Annotated in this window: 16 protein-coding genes; 2 read left to right on the top strand and 14 right to left on the bottom strand. The window is 46.9% G+C overall.

Features of this window, described 5'->3' with window-relative positions; translation table 11 throughout:
• Nucleotides 1-43: 43 nt before the first annotated feature.
• Nucleotides 44-1,408, bottom strand: a complete 1,365-nt coding sequence (locus BN6465_RS15055) for an MATE family efflux transporter (protein ID WP_066736730.1) — start codon at nt 1,406-1,408, stop codon at nt 44-46.
• A gap of 120 nt (nt 1,409-1,528) precedes the next feature.
• Between BN6465_RS15055 and BN6465_RS15060 the strand changes: the two genes are divergently transcribed.
• Nucleotides 1,529-2,329, top strand: coding sequence for a MerR family transcriptional regulator (locus tag BN6465_RS15060; RefSeq protein WP_066736731.1), 801 nt, complete (start codon nt 1,529-1,531; stop codon nt 2,327-2,329).
• Between the two features lie 8 nt (nt 2,330-2,337).
• Here the strand turns inward: BN6465_RS15060 and BN6465_RS15065 are convergent, their stop codons facing one another.
• The 9 genes from BN6465_RS15065 to BN6465_RS15105 all read right to left on the bottom strand — a co-directional run bounded on the left by BN6465_RS15065 (nt 2,338) and on the right by BN6465_RS15105 (nt 12,351).
• Nucleotides 2,338-3,345: a M20/M25/M40 family metallo-hydrolase gene (locus tag BN6465_RS15065; protein ID WP_066736732.1), complete on the bottom strand. Its 1,008-nt coding sequence runs from the start codon at nt 3,343-3,345 to the stop codon at nt 2,338-2,340.
• A gap of 136 nt (nt 3,346-3,481) precedes the next feature.
• Entirely contained in the window at nt 3,482-4,405 is a 924-nt protein-coding gene (locus tag BN6465_RS15070; protein ID WP_066736733.1) for an SH3 domain-containing protein, read from the bottom strand.
• 155 nt (nt 4,406-4,560) lie between these two features.
• Entirely contained in the window at nt 4,561-5,775 is a 1,215-nt protein-coding gene (locus BN6465_RS15075) for an LL-diaminopimelate aminotransferase (RefSeq protein WP_066736735.1), read from the bottom strand.
• 23 nt (nt 5,776-5,798) lie between these two features.
• Nucleotides 5,799-6,626: a diaminopimelate epimerase gene (gene dapF, locus BN6465_RS15080; RefSeq protein ID WP_066736737.1), complete on the bottom strand. Its 828-nt coding sequence runs from the start codon at nt 6,624-6,626 to the stop codon at nt 5,799-5,801.
• Nucleotides 6,627-6,648: 22 nt separating this feature from the next.
• Nucleotides 6,649-7,197, bottom strand: coding sequence for an ANTAR domain-containing response regulator (locus BN6465_RS15085; protein ID WP_066736739.1), 549 nt, complete (start codon nt 7,195-7,197; stop codon nt 6,649-6,651).
• Nucleotides 7,198-7,251: 54 nt separating this feature from the next.
• On the bottom strand, nt 7,252-8,586 hold the full coding sequence (gene glnA / locus BN6465_RS15090; protein WP_066736741.1) for a type I glutamate--ammonia ligase: 1,335 nt from the start codon (nt 8,584-8,586) through the stop codon (nt 7,252-7,254).
• 156 nt (nt 8,587-8,742) lie between these two features.
• The gene (locus BN6465_RS15095) at nt 8,743-8,934 is read right to left on the bottom strand and encodes a hypothetical protein (RefSeq protein WP_066736743.1); all 192 of its coding nucleotides are present in this window, start codon (nt 8,932-8,934) and stop codon (nt 8,743-8,745) included.
• A gap of 93 nt (nt 8,935-9,027) precedes the next feature.
• Complete coding sequence (gene pta, locus BN6465_RS15100) at nt 9,028-10,035, bottom strand: phosphate acetyltransferase (protein WP_066736745.1); 1,008 nt, start codon at nt 10,033-10,035, stop codon at nt 9,028-9,030.
• Nucleotides 10,036-10,161: 126 nt separating this feature from the next.
• Complete coding sequence (locus BN6465_RS15105) at nt 10,162-12,351, bottom strand: alpha-galactosidase (protein ID WP_066736747.1); 2,190 nt, start codon at nt 12,349-12,351, stop codon at nt 10,162-10,164.
• Nucleotides 12,352-12,542: 191 nt separating this feature from the next.
• On the opposite strand from BN6465_RS15105, the gene BN6465_RS15110 reads away from it, so the two are divergent.
• Nucleotides 12,543-13,400 carry an AraC family transcriptional regulator gene (locus BN6465_RS15110; RefSeq protein WP_066736749.1) on the top strand — a complete coding sequence of 286 codons (858 nt, stop codon included), beginning with the start codon at nt 12,543-12,545 and terminating at the stop codon, nt 13,398-13,400.
• Between the two features lie 44 nt (nt 13,401-13,444).
• Here the strand turns inward: BN6465_RS15110 and BN6465_RS20825 are convergent, their stop codons facing one another.
• The 4 genes from BN6465_RS20825 to grdF form a co-directional block, all read right to left on the bottom strand.
• On the bottom strand, nt 13,445-13,591 hold the full coding sequence (locus tag BN6465_RS20825; protein ID WP_154670271.1) for a hypothetical protein: 147 nt from the start codon (nt 13,589-13,591) through the stop codon (nt 13,445-13,447).
• Between the two features lie 89 nt (nt 13,592-13,680).
• Nucleotides 13,681-15,081 (bottom strand): glutamate synthase-related protein, encoded by a 1,401-nt coding sequence (locus BN6465_RS15115; protein ID WP_066736753.1) that lies wholly within the window; start codon nt 15,079-15,081, stop codon nt 13,681-13,683.
• A gap of 169 nt (nt 15,082-15,250) precedes the next feature.
• Entirely contained in the window at nt 15,251-16,624 is a 1,374-nt protein-coding gene (locus BN6465_RS15120; protein ID WP_066736754.1) for a sodium-dependent transporter, read from the bottom strand.
• Nucleotides 16,625-16,719: 95 nt separating this feature from the next.
• Nucleotides 16,720-18,027 (bottom strand): sarcosine reductase complex component B subunit beta, encoded by a 1,308-nt coding sequence (gene grdF, locus BN6465_RS15130; protein WP_082891741.1) that lies wholly within the window; start codon nt 18,025-18,027, stop codon nt 16,720-16,722.
• Nucleotides 18,028-18,042: the final 15 nt, after the last annotated feature.

Consider the following 18,042-nt stretch of genomic DNA (forward strand, 5'->3'; position numbering starts at 1 on the left):
ATACCAGAACTTAACCAAATTGCAACCCCTTTTTTTTATTTTCTTAAAGAAAGTTTTCTTCCAAGGCAGGCACATATTTTTCAGACTTTTTTAGGACGCGGTTCCAATACCAGTAAAGCATTCCCCCTGTCAAGAGCAGACAGATTCCTTCTGCCAAGATTGGCGACCACCAAATCCCCTCACCGCCGAATACGGATGTCAAGAGCATCAGGCTGGCTACGAGCGCCACAAGACTTCGAGTCAATGAAATCATCGTTGCGAATCCCGCACGCTCCACAGAAGTAAAATATCCTCCTATTACAACGTTAAATCCTGCAATCAAGAACGACAAGATAAAAATCCGGAACACCCGCACTGAATACAGCCGTAGTTCCTGATTATCGGCCGATATGAACATGGAGACTATAATATCGGCCCCCAGCCAGCAGAATGCAGTGGCGGCGGCAGATAATACCGCTCCAAAAATAATTCCATATTTCAAAAGCTTTATGCACTTATTAAAAGTGCCCTTCCCATAATAATAGCTGATCAGCGGCTGGCTTCCCTGCGCGATTCCGGCCATGGACATAATGACAATCGTATTTACATATGAAATAATCGTATAGCTTACCAGTGCTCCTTCTCCGATGTAGGCAAGTATCGCCTGATTGAAGAAGAAGATAATGATTCCACTGGAGAATTCCGTAATCCCGGAGGACATACCGTTTCTCACCTGCCGCCATAAAACAGACAGGTCAAAATGGAATCTGGCAAACTTAATCGTCCCTTTGCTGCTAAGGAAATGATGAAGGTACAGGACAATGACTGCGGCCTGAGATATGCCGGTGGCAAAAGCCGCGCCCGCCACACCTTTATGGAGAACCATGACAAAAATATAGTCAAGTATACAGTTCAGCACTGCGCCGCAGGTTACATAAATAGTAGCAAGTTTCGGATATCCGTCTGTCTTGATCAGCGTCTCAAACGAATAGGATAACACGTATGCGATGGCGAACGGCGCGATAGTTCCTATATACTCTTTTGCATAGGGCATGATATTATCTGTTGCCCCGAGAAACCGTGCAAACGGCTCCAGAAAGATTAGGACCAACGCTGTGATGATAACAGCGATACCGCACAATACCACAATATTCTGGGTGAATACTTGGTTTGCCTCTTTCTTTTTTCCTTTTCCCAGCAGAATCGCTACAATGGTAGAGTTGCCCACCGCGAAGAGAATGGATATGGAGAACATACCCACCGAGAACGGCATAGAGATATTGACGGCCGTTAGCGCCACCTCAGATACTCCCCGTGCCACGAAAATCCCGTCCACCATCGTGTAGAGAGAAAAGACCCACTGTGCGATAATAGACGGAATAACAAACCTCAAAAAATCACTTTTTAAAGACTTCCCTTCAAGTCTCATGCTAAAACCTCATTTCTTTTCTTCTATGTTTCTATACAACAAGTCTAAACCTTGGTATAATACTAAGGTCAAGTGATTTTCGGAATTTAATTTATCTTTATGCAAAATGGGGGTTTTGTCATGAAACAATATTATAAAATTGGAGAAATTTCAGATTTATACCAGATTGGTCCTGATTCACTACGCTATTATGAAAAGCTGGGCATTTTGACACCCAAGCGAGGCAGCAATGATTACCGCATGTATAGTCTGGACGACTTGTGGAGGCTGAACGTTATCCGCGACTTGAGGCGGCTGGATTTCCCTATGGAAAAAATCAAAGAATACTTGAATAACCGAAGTATTGAAACTACCAATCAACTTCTTGTAGAAGAGCTGTCCGCCATTGATGCCCAGATAAAGGAGTTAAATCTTCTTCGGGAAAATGTGGAAGAGCGGCTTCTCACTCTGGAGGACGCTGTCCGCCAGACTCTGGAGGCCGTGACTGTAAAGTACTTCCCCCAGCGCCGGTGCCATACCATAATGTCAGCTTATCATACGGATGAAGAGATGGATATGCTGATTAAGCAGCTGCTGAATAAAGATAAAAAGAATCTCTATATTATCGGCAATAACAAAATCGGCTCCTTCCTTTCCCTGTCCGCCGCCGAAAGCGGTAACTTCGGAACTTATGAAGGCGTCTTCATCATAGACCGCAATGGCAGTTCCTCTCTTGAAGCCGGGAACTATCTGTCGGTCAGCTACAGCGGCGATTCTCACCAGAACAAGGATATCTTCCCACAGCTTCTGAATTATGCAGAAGAACATTCCCTAAGGCTGGCCGGGCCCGTTCTGGAAATTCTATGGGTCGATATCCATCAAGCCGAGGATGTGAAAGAGCATATCACCGAACTGCAGATACGCTGTACAGCCGGGAAATAATCCACTCCCTATCGGGACAAGTACGCTGCCAAAAGCCGCACCGCATTCTCCAGATCTTTTTCGTCTGCCACCTCAGCGGGACTGTGCATATAACGTAAAGGGACGGATACGAGCGCTACGGGAATGCCGGTACCGGAGATATGAATCTCGTCGGCATCTGTACAGCTTCTTCCGCCATTCACCTCTGTCTGATATGGAATCCCTTCTTTTTCAGCGATTTCCATCAATGCACGAGTTATCTGTTTGTCGCAGATTGGATTCACTCCGATAGCGGGTCCCTTCCCTAATTCTATCTCTCCCCATTCCGCGTGTTCCACACCCGGATAGTCACTTGTATAAGTCACATCGACAATGATTGCTTCGTCCGGACAGGTTCTCGCTGCCGTCCAGCTTGCGCCGTGTTGTCCAATCTCCTCGCCCACGGTAGCAGCGGCTAGAACTGTATTGGGCGTCTCCTGCCTCTTCAGCCGCTTCAAGGCCTCCATAATCACATACACCCCAGACTTATCATCCAATCCCCTTGCCATGAGCCGGCCGCCGGCAAGCTTCCTTAACCCTGCGTCAGGCACCGCCGTATCCCCAATCCTGATGAGCTTTAAGGCTTCCTCCTTGGAGTCCGCACCAATATCGATCAGCAGGTTCTTTGCGGTAAATTCTTCTTGCTTCAACGCTTTGGCTTCCAGAATTACACTTCCGTATATGATTCCCTGTTCCGTCTGAATCCGCACACCATGTCCGGGATAGGTTCTTGCATGAATCCCTCCCACATTGATCACCCTCAAATACCCCTGCGCCGTGACTCCGGTAATCATAAGTCCGATCTCGTCGATATGGGCGGCCAGTAAAATACGTTTCCGTCCCATCCCCTTCACGAAATAGACTCCATTTCCGATAGAATCTTTGTCCATACTGTCTGACACAGATTCCATATGAGCCGCCAGCTTATCTTGAAGCGCGAATTCCTCACCTGACACCGACATTTCCGACAGCAGCATTTCTAATAAATTCTGTTCCATACTCCTTCTATTCTCCTTCTTTATCTGATACGTTTGACACAGTCCCTCCCTTATGGCATTGGTACTGCATATTCTTTATAAGTATACCATAATTCCACTAAAAAAGGGGCATTATCTGCCCCTCAACTATACGTTTCTATTTCAAATATTCCCCGTAAATGCAACCCGCATCATTGTCATAATCAACGCGATACCAGCCGTTTTCGTAATCAATCACTGTGACCTGTGCTCCCTTTGGAACAACCTTGATTACACGTGCAGAGGTAGAGCTGTTGGTTCTCATGTTGACGTTGGCTGTCGTTGTCAATACTTTTCCTTCCGCAGTAGTATCCGCTCCCTGTATACCCGGTGCCAGGAAGTTATTCCATACATAGCCTGTCTTACCGTTATAGTTCACGACATACCAGCCATTCTCTGTGCCTGTGGATGTAATCTTCTCGCCCTTGTCGAGCACTCCGATTACGGAACCACTGTTGCTTGCTGCGCTTCTGACATTAACTGCTGTTGTAGCGATCATGTCCGTCCCGGATGCCGTCTGGCCTTCGCTCGCAGCTCCGATAAAGTTCAGATAATGTGCGTAAACGAATCCCGGATTGCCGTTATATTTAACCTTGTACCATCCGTTTGCCTTGCCGGTGACCTGTACCTTCTCTCCTGCTGAAAGCACGCCCAGTACGCTGCCGTTCATTCCCGCCGCATTTCTCACATGTACATTGACGGTTGCCTGCATATCTGTCTCCTTGCCATCCGCCACATCTCCGTCAGCCTTGCTGCCCTCGAAGTTAAGATACTCCTGATACACATACGCCGTCTGGTCTTTATATTTGACCTGATACCAGCCACTCTTGATTCCGGTGACCGGTATTGATTCTGCCGGACTAAGCACGCCTAAAATGGTGCCATTCATCCCCGCCGCATTTCTGACATGAACATAATCGGTAGCCGCCATAGTTGTCTGCGCCGCATCTGCCGCATTGCTGGCAAACCCAATTCCCGCTGCTATACAGAGCGAACTTGCCAGCACTGTACCCAGCTGCGCGATTCTTCTTCTGAGATTCATAATAAATATCTCCTCCTCTTTACTGTAAATTTATACAGTAATATTATAGCATCTGTCATCTTTTCATTGTTGACATCTAGGGAAAATCCACCAATAACAATCTGTTTTTACCAATAAAAAAGCGGGGATTTATGCATCCCCGCCCCGTATGTTCTCTAGATATTTTTAATGCGCTCCAAAGCCGCAATTGTATTTTCATAAGTTCCAAATGCAGTCAGGCGGAAGTAGCCTTCTCCGCTTGGCCCAAATCCTGAACCCGGAGTCCCCACTACATTGGCCTTCTCAAGAAGGAAATCAAAAAACTCCCATGAAGTCATCTTATCCGGAGTCTTCAGCCAGATATAAGGAGAATTGACAGCACCGGACACACTGTATCCCGCGCTTTTCAATCCCTCAAATATAGTCCTTGCATTTTTCTGATAATAAGCAATCTGCTCCGCTATCTGTACCTTTCCGGCCTCAGAGTATACGGCCGCACCGGCTTTCTGTACGATGTACGGCGCTCCGTTGTATTTTGTACCGTGCCTTCTGGCCCACAATGAATGAAGCGTTACCTCCCCGCATTTCAAATCCTTAGGAATCACAGTCGCCCCGAGTCTCACACCTGTAAATCCCGCCTTCTTAGAAAAACTCCTCAATTCTATGGCACAAGTTCTTGCTCCTTCGCACTGAAAGATAGTATGCGGAATATTCTCTTCTGTTATATAGGCCTCATAAGCGGCATCATAGATGATGACAGAGCCTTCCTTGTTCGCATAATCCACCCATTTCTGAAGCTCATCCGTTGTCACGGCCGCTCCGGTCGGATTATTAGGGAAACATAAATAAATAATGTCAGGTCTTTCTTTCGGGAGCTCCGGCGCAAAATTATTTGCCTCGGTGCATGGCATGTAGATTACATCGCTCCATGTCTCGGTATCCGGATTGTATGTACCCGTCCTGCCTGCCATAACATTGGTATCTACATATACCGGATATACCGGATCGCACACAGCAATTTTACTGTCCGGCCCAAAAATCTCCTGAATATTCCCCGAGTCGCATTTAGCTCCGTCGGAAATAAAAATCTCATCTGCGGAAATATCGCACCCTAGCGCCTGATAGTCATTTTCAGCCATAGCGCTTCTCAGGAATTCATACCCCAAATCTGGCGCATAGCCATGAAACGTCTCTGCGTGGGCCATCTCGTCCACCGCACTATGCAGCGCCTCGATAATCGCGGGCGCAAGGGGCTGTGTCACATCTCCGATTCCAAGCCGGATAATAGATTTATCTGGGTTCGCCGCTGTATACGCCGCTACTTTCTTGGCAATATTTGAAAACAAATAACTTCCCGGCAGCTTTAAATAATTTTCATTGATTTTATACATATCTTGCTATCTCCTTTATCTGTTTACAGTACTCCGTCAAATACACGGGCAGCAGGCCCCGTCATGTATACACGGTTCACTGCCCTGTCCCATCTGACATTTAACTCTCCTCCTAATAATGTAACGGTAACTTCCTCGTCTGTCAAGTCATTCAGCACAGAAGACACTGCCGCCGCACAAGCTCCGGTACCACAGGCGCAGGTTTCTCCCGTCCCTCTTTCCCACACACGCATCTCAATATGGCTGCGGTCTATGACTTTACAAAATTCTACATTAATTCTCTCTGGGAACCTTGGGTGCATTTCAAAAACCGGGCCTATTGCTTTGACCGGATAATCCCACACATCCTCCACGTAAACTACCGCATGCGGATTCCCCATTGAGATACCGGTCATACGGTATACTTTCCCTGAAATTTCGATGGGTTCTTGAATAATCATATCCTTTTCGCTCAGTATAGGAATGCTGTGGGCATTATACCGGGGTGCTCCCATATCTACGCACACAGCCTCCACTTTTTGATTCCTGACATAGAGACACAGAGGCTTTATACCGGATTCGGTCTCCACGGTAATCTCTGTCTTATCGGTAAGTCCATAATCATATACGTATTTCCCCACACACCGAATCCCATTACCGCACATTTTAGCCGCAGAACCGTCCGCATTATACATCTCCATTTTAAAATCGGCGGCACTGGAAGGGCCAATCAGCACCAACCCGTCCGACCCAATGCCAAAATGCCTGTCGCTTATCCTCTTTGCAAATTCCGATGGAAAATCTATCGTTTCTCTGAAGCAATTCACATACACATAATCGTTCCCAAGTCCGTGCATTTTGGTAAATTCCATATTGCTTCCGCCCTTTTTGCTTTTATTCTGCCATAATACTAAGTATCATCTGTGCTGTTTCTGTCATACTGCTGCCACTGTCCATACTGCATTTCTGCAAATAGTAGTGAGCCTCTTCCTCTGTCATATGATTGCGGGCTGTCAGCAGCTCTTTTGCCTGCTCCACCAACGCCTGCTGCCTCGGATTTCTGTTCTTTAATTCTGCCTTCCTCTTTTTTCTGCGTCTGTCCAGTGACCGCATCATCATTTCCATTGTATTGATTAAATCAAAAACTTTAATTGGCATCGGAAGCCCGACCACCCCTTGAAGCCCGCCGTCATCCCACCGCTGGGGCGAGGCTATCAGCAGTATTTCGAATGTATCCGGCAGATATCCTCTCAATTCAGTATATAACATATCCTGCATTTTATAACCACATACGATAATTCCCTCCTCGACAGTGTCCGCATATTGGACTGCCTGTGCCCCCGTGGTACAGACCCATGTCACATCAATTCCGTTTCGTACCAGTATATTGCGGATATTAACTGCGTTCTCCTTTTTTGGAAATACAACAATTATGCTTCTCATATATACCAGCCTCCTGATTTTATGCCGTCTCCACGCTGCGTCATTTGGCTGCTCTTAATATTTCTGCAGGTATTCGTTAAGCTCCCACTCCGTGACCTGTGCCCGGTAAGCCTTATACTCGGCCTTTTTGGCAGCCACATATTTTCCCGCCAAATCTTCTCCCAGAACTTTCTGGATAAATTCATCTTTTTCGAACTCTCTCGCCGCCTCCAGAAGACTGCCCGGAAGGGCCTCAATGCCAAGCTCCCTCCTCTGCGGTTCAGTCATTTCAAACACATTTTGGTTGACCGGATAGGGCGGCTGAATCTTTTCCCGTATTCCCTGAAGCCCTGCCGCCAGACAAACCGCCAGCGCGAGATATGGATTGGCTGCCGCATCCGGGCTCCGCAGCTCAATTCTCGTCCCTTCACCATGTACTGCCGGAATCCTTATAAGGGGCGTCCGGTTCTTGATAGACCACGCGCTGTAGACCGGGGCTTCATATCCCGGGACAAATCTTTTATAGGAATTGACCAGTGGGTTCGTAATGAATGTGATGGCTTTAATATGCTTCATCAGGCCGCCTATAAAATAGTACGCCTCCCTGCTCAATCCGTTCTCGTCCGCTGGGTCACAGAAGATATTCTTCCCCTCTCTGGAAAGAGACATGTTCAGATGCATGCCTGAACCATGCATCTTTTCCTTGGGCTTAGGCATAAATGTGGCGTGTAGTCCGTGTCTCTTCGCGATTGTTTTGACCACCATTTTAAATGTCATAATATTATCTGCCGCAGCCAAAGCTTCATCATACTCGAAGTCCAGCTCATGCTGTGCCGGAGACATCTCATGGTGGGAAGCCTCGATTCCATACCCCATTTCTTCCAGAGTCAGCACCATATCCCTCCGCGCATTTTCGCCCAAGTCAAGCGGCCCCACGTCAAAATATCCTGCCCGTTCATGGGAAATAGTGGTGGGCAGCCCTTCCTCATCTGTATGAAACAGGAAGAACTCGCATTCTGGCCCTATCTGGAACTCGTACCCGTCCGTACTGGCCTCTTTTAACACCTTTTTCAGTATCTGCCGCGGGTCGCTCTCGTAAGCCGTACCATCCGGCCGGTATACGTCGCAAATCAGCCTTGCCACCTTACCCTGCTGCGGCCGCCAAGGAAATATATCAAATGTGTTCAAATCCGGATACAAAAACATATCCGACTCTTCGATACGGACAAATCCTTCAATAGACGAACCGTCGAACATGCACCCGTTGTCCAAAGCCTTTTCCAGCTGGCTAATGGTGATGGCTATATTTTTCATCATCCCAAACATATCCGTGAACTGAAGCCGGATAAATCCCACATCCTCTTCCTCTGCAAGACGCATGATATCGTCCCTTGTATAACTCTTCCTCATCCAATATACCTCCTGTTCCATACCTTCTGAAAATGAGAAAAGGGCATTCTCATACTATATGAAAACGCCCTCGTTTGTTCCATTATAATAATATCACTTTTGTTTGTCAACGTATTATTATGACAAAGTTCTCCTGAAAATCTAAAACCTACCTATTTAGACATAGTCCTCATCGGCATATCCTTCACATTCACAGGTGGTATTGTTACTGTTAACGGTAATTCCGCGTTTGATCGGTGACCAAATAAATCCAAGAATAATTCCTGCCAACAGACAAATGATTCCCAGAACTACCTTTTCACTGCGTGACCAGTCCTTCTCCAAAAATTGTCTAATCTCTTCCCACATATCATTTCCTCCCGTTCTGCTTATTATTGATTACATTTATTATACCCTTAATAAGTATGGAGGACAAGGGAATTATTTACAATGAACGGACAATTACGCTTCTTTCTCTTCTACAAGAGCTGCAGTGATAATCGCCATTGAGTAAACCTCTTCTGCGTTGCATCCACGGGAAAGATCGTTGATCGGCGCATTGAGTCCCATGAGGATCGGCCCATAAGCTTCAAAGTTACCAAGACGCTGCGCAATCTTGTATCCAATGTTGCCCGCATTGATATCAGGGAACACGAACACATTAGCCTGTCCTGCTACCGGGTTGCCCGGGCATTTCGTTCTTGCCACACGCGGAGAAACTGCGGCGTCAAACTGTAACTCCCCTTCAATAGGGAGTTCCGGATATGCTGCCTTTGCCTTTGCCGCTGCATTTCTTACTTTATCTACATCCTCGCCCTTTCCTGAGCCTAACGTAGAGTAGCTCAAGAAAGCAACCTTAGGCTCGATTCCGAAATGTGTTCCGCACTCTGCAGTTGTAGCGGCGATTTCGACAAGTTCATCTTCAGACGGCTTCAGGTTAATCGCACAGTCTCCCATAGCCAGAACTTCATTTTCTCCTGTCGCCGACGGACGTACAAGAATAAAGCAGGAAGAAACAATCGTATGCCCCGGTCTCGTCTTAATCAATTGAAGCGCCGGGCGCACAGTGTCCGCTGTAGAATAAGTAGCTCCTCCAAGCAGGGCATCCGCGATTCCCATCTTCACCAACATAGTTCCAAAATAGTTACCTTGCTTTAAAAACTCACGTGCCTGTTCTGGTGTAACGCCTTTGCTCTTTCTCAGCTCGCAGAACATCTCTATCATTTCATCTATTCTGTCAAAATTCTCCGGGTCAATAATTCGTCCGCCACGGATGTTAAAACCATACTCTTCCGCCGCAGCCATCACTTCTTCCTCACTGCCCACCAGAATCGGTGTAAGGAAATTGGATGCCAAAAGTCTGGAAGCAGCTTCCAGAATCCTCGGGTCTGTGCCCTCTGTAAAAACTATTGTTTTCGGGCTTTTTTTCAGCTTCCCGATCATCATGCCGAAACCTTTAAAATTATCCATTTTTCTTCCTCCTAAAAACTTCTTATCGATACTCTCAATTGTATACTTTACCACGTTTTTACAAGATTTCAACGCCAAAACCGATAATTAATTTTTTAACGAGGATTGTACTGAAAAATAAGCAATTTAACCGCAGAAATACTCCTTTAGCAGCATTTGAAACGCCTGAAATTCCCCTTCCGCCGGAGGTATCGGTATTCCCGCCTCCATGAGCGCACTCCCTTCATATACTCGGCCGGAAATCTCATCTTTGTAGGCCGACTCCCTCTTCAGCCCTTGGAGCTTCACGTAATTCGCTGTCATATTGCCGTGTATTTCCAGCATGATTCCCTGTACAAGAACTTCGCTCCCATCTTCCGCCACAAAGGCCCACGCTCCCACCGGCTCCTCATACGGATTAGACAGCCGGTAATAGAGGCCATTTTGAATCAAGGGCGCGTATTTGTGGTATTCCTCAATCTGCCTGCGGATTTCCAGCTTATCCTCCGGAGACAGTTCAGCCAGATTCAGCTCATAGCCGAAAGTCCCGGCCATGGCAACTGTCCCTCTCGTACTGAGAGGCGTCTTCCTCCCCGTCTGATGATTGGGTACTGCCGATACATGTGCGCCCACCGCCGATATGGGAAATCCAAAGGATGTCCCGTACTGTATGTGTACGCGGTCTACCGCATCCGTATTGTCACTGCACCATATCTGAGGCGTATAGTACAGCATGCCGGCATCGAACCTTCCGCCTCCTCCGCTGCAGCCTTCCAGCAGAATGTCCGGATACCGCTTTACGATACGCTCCAAAAAATCGTATAATCCCTTCACATAGTCATATAGAACTTTTCCCTGTTCCTTCGCTGCGTGGGAATAAACGTCTGAGATGCTGCGGTTCATATCCCACTTTATATATTCAACATTCCCTTGGTCAAGTATGCCGCATATCTTCCCATAAATATAATCCACCACTTCTTTTCTTGAGAAATCCAGCACCAATTGATTTCTGGCCCGCACCGGCCGGCGCTCTGGTATCGTCAGCGCCCAGTCCGGATGCTGCCGGTACAAATCACTGTCCTCATTCACCATCTCCGGCTCCACCCATATGCCGAACTTAAGCCCCTTATCATTGACACGCCTTATCAGTTCTTCCAGACTCATGCCCAGCTTTTTCTCATTGACGTACCAGTCTCCCAGCCCACTGTTATCGTCGTCTCTTTTGCCAAACCATCCGTCGTCCATGACCAGAAGCTCTATCCCCGCCTCTGCCGCATGTTCTGCCAGCTCACAGATACTCTCCCCTGTAAAGTCGAAATAAGAGGCCTCCCAGCTGTTGAGCAGCACGGGCCGAATCTTCGTTTTATATTTTCCTCTACACACATGATTTCTAATGCATTTGTGCAGATTCTGTGACAGCTTATTGAACCCTTGGTCCGAATAGCTCAAAATCACCTCCGGCGCCCAGAATACCTCCTGTCCTTCCAGCGGATAGCGGAACGCTTCATCCTGCAAGCCCATAAGAATCCGGGTCTGATTAAACTGATCCCTTTCAGCCTCCCCGCGGAAACCACCGCTGTATACAAAATTCATCGCATAGCAGCTGCCGCTGCGTTCCGTCGCGTCCGATGATGCGATTATCATAACCGGACTATATTGGTGGCTTGAAGTCCCTCTGCGGCTGCCAATGCTCTGACTTCCATGACTGATAGGCGTCCTCTGGAAATTGCGCTCCATACAGTGTCTCCCATAAAACTGAATCAAATCATATGTCCCTGTCAGAAAATCAAGACAGGCCGACTGGACCTTTTCCAAATATAGCTTCCCTCTGCCCTCATTTACAAGCTTAACGCTTCTGGTGATAATATCCCCCTCCGGCAGCACCCCGTAGAGCAGATAAACCTGAAGGCCTGATACCGCATCCTCCAGCAGTATCTCCAGCGTCTCGGCTCCCCCCTCATCCGCGTAGACAGCCGGAAGCCCCGGAATGCCATACTTTCCCGCCTTTATAGTATGACTCTTATACCGCAGGTCACACCCAAAACTCCCGTCTGGATTCTGAACGATCAACGCTGTACTGCGGTAGTCCCCTGTACCCATGCAGGGGAACTCCTGCGGCAGGGCATCCAAGGAATACGTACGGTCTTCTCCCGCATCATACGGATTTCCTGAAAAGCCACGGTCCGCGTATGTGAGCAGATAATCCATACAGCCGTTTACTTTCTTTCCATAGTACAAATGCAATAGAAAACCATAGGAATCCACCTGCATTTGATAGGTTGATTCCTTCGTGTGCAAGGTGAAGGTTCTGCTCATTTTATCAAAATAAATTCCCATATTCTAAATTCCTTTCTCACTTATTTGACTGATTTCTTTAGTTTCATTATATCACGGCTGTACTTGTGCTCAAATACCTATGCTTTTGCACTTTTATTCCTTTATGCTTTCTTTTTGTATGTAGCAAAAAGTAATCTAGCATTTTGGTATATTTTATGCTATTCTGAACGTAAGAAAGGAGCTGGCACTTTATGGACAATCTATTGTTTTCTGTCTTCCCAAATGAAAATTTCATAGACTTGGGGCTCTATCAGTTCGGCTGGGAGCATTGTAGACCTTCCCACTCCTTCGGCCCCGCCGTCCGCAACCATTATGTTTTTCATTATGTAATATCAGGGGCAGGCACACTGGTGGCCGAAAATCAAAAAGGAACCGCACACACCTATCGCTTAGAGAAGGGACAGGGATTCATGCTGCTCCCCGGCCAGATTACGACCTATACTGCCGATAAGGAATTTCCTTGGGAATATACATGGCTGGAATTCGACGGGCTGCGTGCGAAAGAGGCGGTAGAAGCGGCCGGCCTTCATCTAGGCCATCCCGTCTATGACGCTGGCTGCGAAGAGCTGCGGGATTCTATGGCAAATGAAATGCTCTATATCGTACAGCACGCAGAACAGACGCCCTTCCATCTGATTGGACATTTATATCTGTTTTTAGACTGCCTGACCCGCTCCTCTGTCTCCGCAAAACCCAGAAAAAGCGGGCGGATACGGGACTTCTATATAAAAGAATCGCTGTCCTATATTGAGCAGAACTTCCAGTCACAGATTTCCGTCGAAGATATGGCCGCGGCCTGCGGCTTGAACCGCAGTTATTTCGGCAAAATTTTCCGAGATACTGTGGGATGTCCGCCGCAGGAATTTTTGATGAAATACCGCATGACAAAAGCCGCAGAGCTTTTGAAGCAGACCACCCTATCCATCAGTGATATCGGCAATGCAGTAGGATATCCCAACCAGCTGCATTTCTCAAGAGCATTTAAAAATATCTATGGAGTATCGCCAAGAGAATGGCGGAGGCAAAATAAAATCATTAGCACAAAATAATCAACCCCGCATTTTATTGAATTATAAAATGCGGGGCTGTTCTTTTATGATTCGTACATAATGTATGCAGGATTATGTAATACTGTTGTTCTTTCCTTTTTTCCACCGTTTTCTTTCACATAAGATACGACGCCAAGAACTGTAAAAAATGCAACAGCAGCAAGAATTTCTGCGATAGACATTATAGCCATTTTCAATAACCTCCCTGAATAGACTGCGTTCTAGTTTTCCATTGGCTATTGTAGTACTATCCTTCCTAATTGTCAACTGCCAGTTTTTATTATGCATGCCTGATATCTGTGTACTCAGATATCTCCCTGCTGATTGTACATAAATCATCCACACTCAAATCATGAATATCCTCGTGTCCCGTGATTCTCGCGAAAGTCTTCAGCTCCGCAAAGGTAGCCTTGAAGTAATTTGCCACCCTCTGTGCCGCGGCATCTTCCTTGAGCCGCGCCCTGAGCGCCGGATCTTGAGTGGCCACCCCTACCGGGCAGTTTCCACTGCCGCAGATACGATACTGCTGGCATGCCGCCGCTACCATTCCGGCCGAAGCCAGCGCAACGGCATCCGCCCCCATGGCCAGAGCTTTCGCAATATCTGACGAAATACGGAATCCCCCGGTAATGACAAGATCAATATCCGCTCCTACGCTGTCCAAATATTTTCTTGCGCGGTGAAGTGCATAGATTGTTGGGACACTTGTCGCATCCCTTATAATCTTCGGGCTCGCCCCGGTGGCTCCTCCGCGTCCGTCTATCGTAATAAAGTCCGGCTCTGCGTAAACGCAGAACGCCAAGTCTCTCTCTATGCGTCCCGCTGCTATCTTAATACCTATCGGCCTTCCCTCCGACGCGAAACGAAGCTGGAAGACCAATTCCTTTAAATCTTCCCGGGTGCGCACATCGGGTATTGTGGACGGGCTTATAATGTCCTTCCCTATCGGCTTTTCTCTGATCGACGCAATCTCGGCAGTCACCTTCTCCCCCGGAAGATGTCCTCCCATCCCGGGTTTTGTCCCCTGTCCTATTTTAATCTCAATGGCGTCAGAGTTTTTAAGGTTTTCCGGTGTCACACTGTACTTGTTGGGCACATACTCAAAAATATATTTGTGGGCAGCCGCCATTTCTTCCGGCAGAATTCCACCTTCCCCGCTGCACATGGCCGTGCCTGACATCGCCGTCCCCTTGGCTAGTGCTACCTTGACTTCTCTGGACAAGGCTCCGAAAGACATGTGGGAAATATAGGCCGGTCCCTCCAAGACCATGGGCTGCCTTGCATGTTTTCCAATGACGGTCTTAATGCAGACCGGCGCGTCAGCCTCCAACGGCATTGGATCCAACTGGGCGCCCAATATCAGCACGTCCTCCCAGCCCGGCATGGGCATAGTCGTCCCCATTGCTTCAATAATAGGTTCCCCTGTCAGTGCCATCTGATGAATCTCCTTCATGCACCGATAGGGCGAATCCGATTTTACATATTCCGGGGGATACGCCAATGGATTCCCCTCTACTTTCTCAAGATCAATTTGTTTTTCATTCTGCCCGTCCTCCTTTAACAGGTGGAAGGCACTGACCGGCTGTGCACATACCGGGCACTTTTCAATGTCAGAAAAAGGGTTTCCCATCTTTTCCTCATCAAAAATATATCCACAGGTTGAACATTGATACTTTGCCATCTTATTTCCTCCTTTTCCACTGCAATTACTTTCATTGTAAACTCTTTCTTTTGTTTCTACAACAAAGAGTTTTATAGTGTGGAGATACTGTTTCCTATACCACGAAGAGGAGCCCGCCTCACGGCGGGCCCCCCTTCTGCATTATATTTGAGGGTCTGTTTTAAGAAAATTACTGAATAAATCCAAATACGTTGAGCAGGATAATGATCATAAATGCCGGTACCACTACCATAGTAAGCGCTTTGGAGAAGCTGGAGAGCTTGCCGTCACGCCCGTTAGATGTAAGCTCTTTCTCGTATGCCTTGAATCCCCATACCTTCCATACGAAGATACATGTCAAAAGACATCCTGCCGGAAGCAGCACATAACCGGTGAAACAATCAAACCAATCATACAGTCCATAATACTCTACTCCTGTGAAATACGGCCAAGGAAGCTTGAAGTTCTTCATGATTCCAAAGCCCAAGGATACGAGCACATTACCTGCAAGGATGATTCCTGATACAACGCCAACAGCTTTCTTACGTCCCATATTGAGCTTGATTTCAAAGGTTCTCATCGTAATCTCAAAGAATGAGAAGAGAGAAGAAATAACCGCAAATGACAGTGCTAAGAAGAATACACTACCAATAATTCTTCCTCCCGGAAGTCCGCTGAAAATGTTCGTCATAACTTCAAATACAAGGCTGGGTCCTTTCTGTACGTCAAAACCGCCTGCGAAAGCAGATGGAATGATTACGAAACCTGCCAGAACCGCAGCAGCAGTGTCACATACACTTACTAAAATCGCGTCGGATTTCAGGTTGTTCTTATCCGGTATGTTGGCGCCCAGTGTTGTAAAGATTCCCCAGCCGATACCAACTGAGAACAGTACCTGTGTAGCCGCGTCGGCAAATACTTTGACATTCATCTTACTAAAGTCAGGAATCAAATAATATTTAAGCCCTTCAATAGCCTTGGGATCGATCGTCAACGCCCATATACCACATACAATCAAGAATACAAACAACAAAGGCATCATAACTTTCGTAACTTTTTCTACTATATTCGTAATACCGAATAACAAAAGAATTGATACGAAGGCCAGCAATAAAACGGTCCATACAATTGGTTCTACTGTTGAGCCGGTAAAATCTGTAAAGAATGCCCCTTTATCTTCGCCAAAATCTCCACTCACGATATACGTGAATGCGTATTTTAATACCCAGCCGCCTACTACAACATAGTACATGTTGATCATAAGCGTACAAAGATTGGCCATCCATCCAACAAAGCCCCATTTTTTGTTTATTTTTTCAAATGCCGTTACTGTGTCCGATTTTGAGTGCCGGCCAATCGCCGTTTCCATCTCAACCATCGGATGAGCCATGATTGCTATAATTATAATATACACGATGAGGAAAATTCCTCCACCGCCACGATACGCGAGATACGGGAATTTCCAAATATTACCTAGACCAATTGCTGCGCCTGCCGCCACCATGATATATCCGAATCTTGAATTCCATTGTGCCGTTCCATTCCCTTGATTATTATTGCTCATAAAACACTCTCCTTCCCCAGGATTCTCTATTTTTCCGGGCGGATTGGTTCTATCCGCCCGGTTTGGAACATAATAACTTTATCATCTGCTAATTTCTATTCAAATACTGTCTGCTCGTCAACCGGTGTCTGAAGTGCTTTAAGTGCACGTTCCACCAATTCACGGCGAATCTGTTTACTCTTCTCTTCCGGAAGGTTCGGATCACCCAGAGGATATGGGATACCGATTGCCGGTACGATACGGTTTGCGCCGATTGTGAGGGATATCGGAACTACCGTTGCTATATGAACTACAGGGATGCCTGCACGCTCAACTTCTTTGACCATCGTTGCACCGCAACGTGTACAGGTACCTCAAGTAGAGGTGAGAACAACTGCTCCCACACCGTCTTCTTTTAATTTCTTAACAAAGTCTTCCCCGAAGCCTTTGGCATTTCCTGTTGACGTTCCTGTACCTGTGGTCGTGATAAAGTAATTAGCCAGCTCGCCGATTACGCCTTCTCTTTCCAAATCCCTCATAACATCCAGAGGAACAACAAGGTTTGGATTTTCTGTTACGAAAGCACGATCATATCCACCATGAATGGTCATGAAATCTTTTTTGTCCATCCGGTCCATGCCTTCAATGCTGTACACGCCGTATTTAGTAGCACTGGAGGATTCAATGTGATCCGGATTGCCCTGCGGAACAATACCACCGGAAGTAATCATTGCCACCTTCACTTTAGACATGTCAGCTACCGGCGGATTCGGCGGTACACGGTCGAATTTTGGCATTGGGTATTCCGTCTCTACTGCTTCGCCGCGGCATTTCTTCACAAGGAGATCTACGCCTCGCTCAGAGCCACGTTTTTCATGGAAATAGTTAACTCGGATTCCACGCTCTATGTATCCTTCAATACTCGGCCCTAAGATTTCCTCGCCTTTTACCATCTTTTCACCGATAGTCTTGATATGCGGAACCGCATCTTTCATGCCTGCCGCTGAATTCTTAGTTTTTACAATAATCAAATCCTTCTTGAACATGTCAACGCCCGGATTCTCTTCGTACATACCGGTAAGTACCGGGATGCCAAGCTCAGCTTCTACAGCCTTACACATTGTACCACAAGCTACACCATAACGTCCCGCGTTAAAAGCAGGGCCAGCGATAAAAAGTTGTGGGTCGTATTTTTTGATCATCTCAAGAAGTTCTGCCTTAGCCGCGTCTGTCTTTTCACCAAAGTAGTTGTCACCGCACACAACGGTCGCTACGATTTCATAGTCATCACCGAAAGCTGCTTTAAGCGCAAGTCCCGGGCCCATAGCGCCTTCGTGAAGTTCCGGTTTCATACCGGCTGCCTCTTCTCCGCCTGCCCCTGCGAAGAAGTTATTGATATAATGAACAATTTTATATTTTGCCATTTTGTTTATCCCCCT

The organism is Bariatricus massiliensis (assembly GCF_900086725.1).
Classification (GTDB): domain Bacteria; phylum Bacillota; class Clostridia; order Lachnospirales; family Lachnospiraceae; genus Allocoprococcus; species Allocoprococcus massiliensis.

Excerpts from the sequence above, each read along its gene's own strand:
- BN6465_RS15055 (WP_066736730.1), bottom strand. The coding sequence starts at position 1,408 with ATGAGACTTGAAGGGAAGTCTTTAAAAAGTGATTTTTTGAGGTTTGTT.
- BN6465_RS15120 (WP_066736754.1), bottom strand. The coding sequence starts at position 16,624 with ATGAGCAATAATAATCAAGGGAATGGAACGGCACAATGGAATTCAAGA.
- BN6465_RS15105 (WP_066736747.1), bottom strand. The coding sequence starts at position 12,351 with ATGGGAATTTATTTTGATAAAATGAGCAGAACCTTCACCTTGCACACG.
- BN6465_RS15070 (WP_066736733.1), bottom strand. The coding sequence starts at position 4,405 with ATGAATCTCAGAAGAAGAATCGCGCAGCTGGGTACAGTGCTGGCAAGT.
- BN6465_RS15115 (WP_066736753.1), bottom strand. The coding sequence starts at position 15,081 with ATGGCAAAGTATCAATGTTCAACCTGTGGATATATTTTTGATGAGGAA.
- BN6465_RS15110 (WP_066736749.1), top strand. The coding sequence starts at position 12,543 with ATGGACAATCTATTGTTTTCTGTCTTCCCAAATGAAAATTTCATAGAC.
- BN6465_RS20825 (WP_154670271.1), bottom strand. The coding sequence starts at position 13,591 with ATGGCTATAATGTCTATCGCAGAAATTCTTGCTGCTGTTGCATTTTTT.
- BN6465_RS15060 (WP_066736731.1), top strand. The coding sequence starts at position 1,529 with ATGAAACAATATTATAAAATTGGAGAAATTTCAGATTTATACCAGATT.
- pta (WP_066736745.1), bottom strand. The coding sequence starts at position 10,035 with ATGGATAATTTTAAAGGTTTCGGCATGATGATCGGGAAGCTGAAAAAA.
- BN6465_RS15075 (WP_066736735.1), bottom strand. The coding sequence starts at position 5,775 with ATGTATAAAATCAATGAAAATTATTTAAAGCTGCCGGGAAGTTATTTG.
- glnA (WP_066736741.1), bottom strand. The coding sequence starts at position 8,586 with ATGAGGAAGAGTTATACAAGGGACGATATCATGCGTCTTGCAGAGGAA.
- BN6465_RS15085 (WP_066736739.1), bottom strand. The coding sequence starts at position 7,197 with ATGAGAAGCATAATTGTTGTATTTCCAAAAAAGGAGAACGCAGTTAAT.
- BN6465_RS15065 (WP_066736732.1), bottom strand. The coding sequence starts at position 3,345 with ATGGAACAGAATTTATTAGAAATGCTGCTGTCGGAAATGTCGGTGTCA.
- BN6465_RS15095 (WP_066736743.1), bottom strand. The coding sequence starts at position 8,934 with ATGTGGGAAGAGATTAGACAATTTTTGGAGAAGGACTGGTCACGCAGT.
- dapF (WP_066736737.1), bottom strand. The coding sequence starts at position 6,626 with ATGGAATTTACCAAAATGCACGGACTTGGGAACGATTATGTGTATGTG.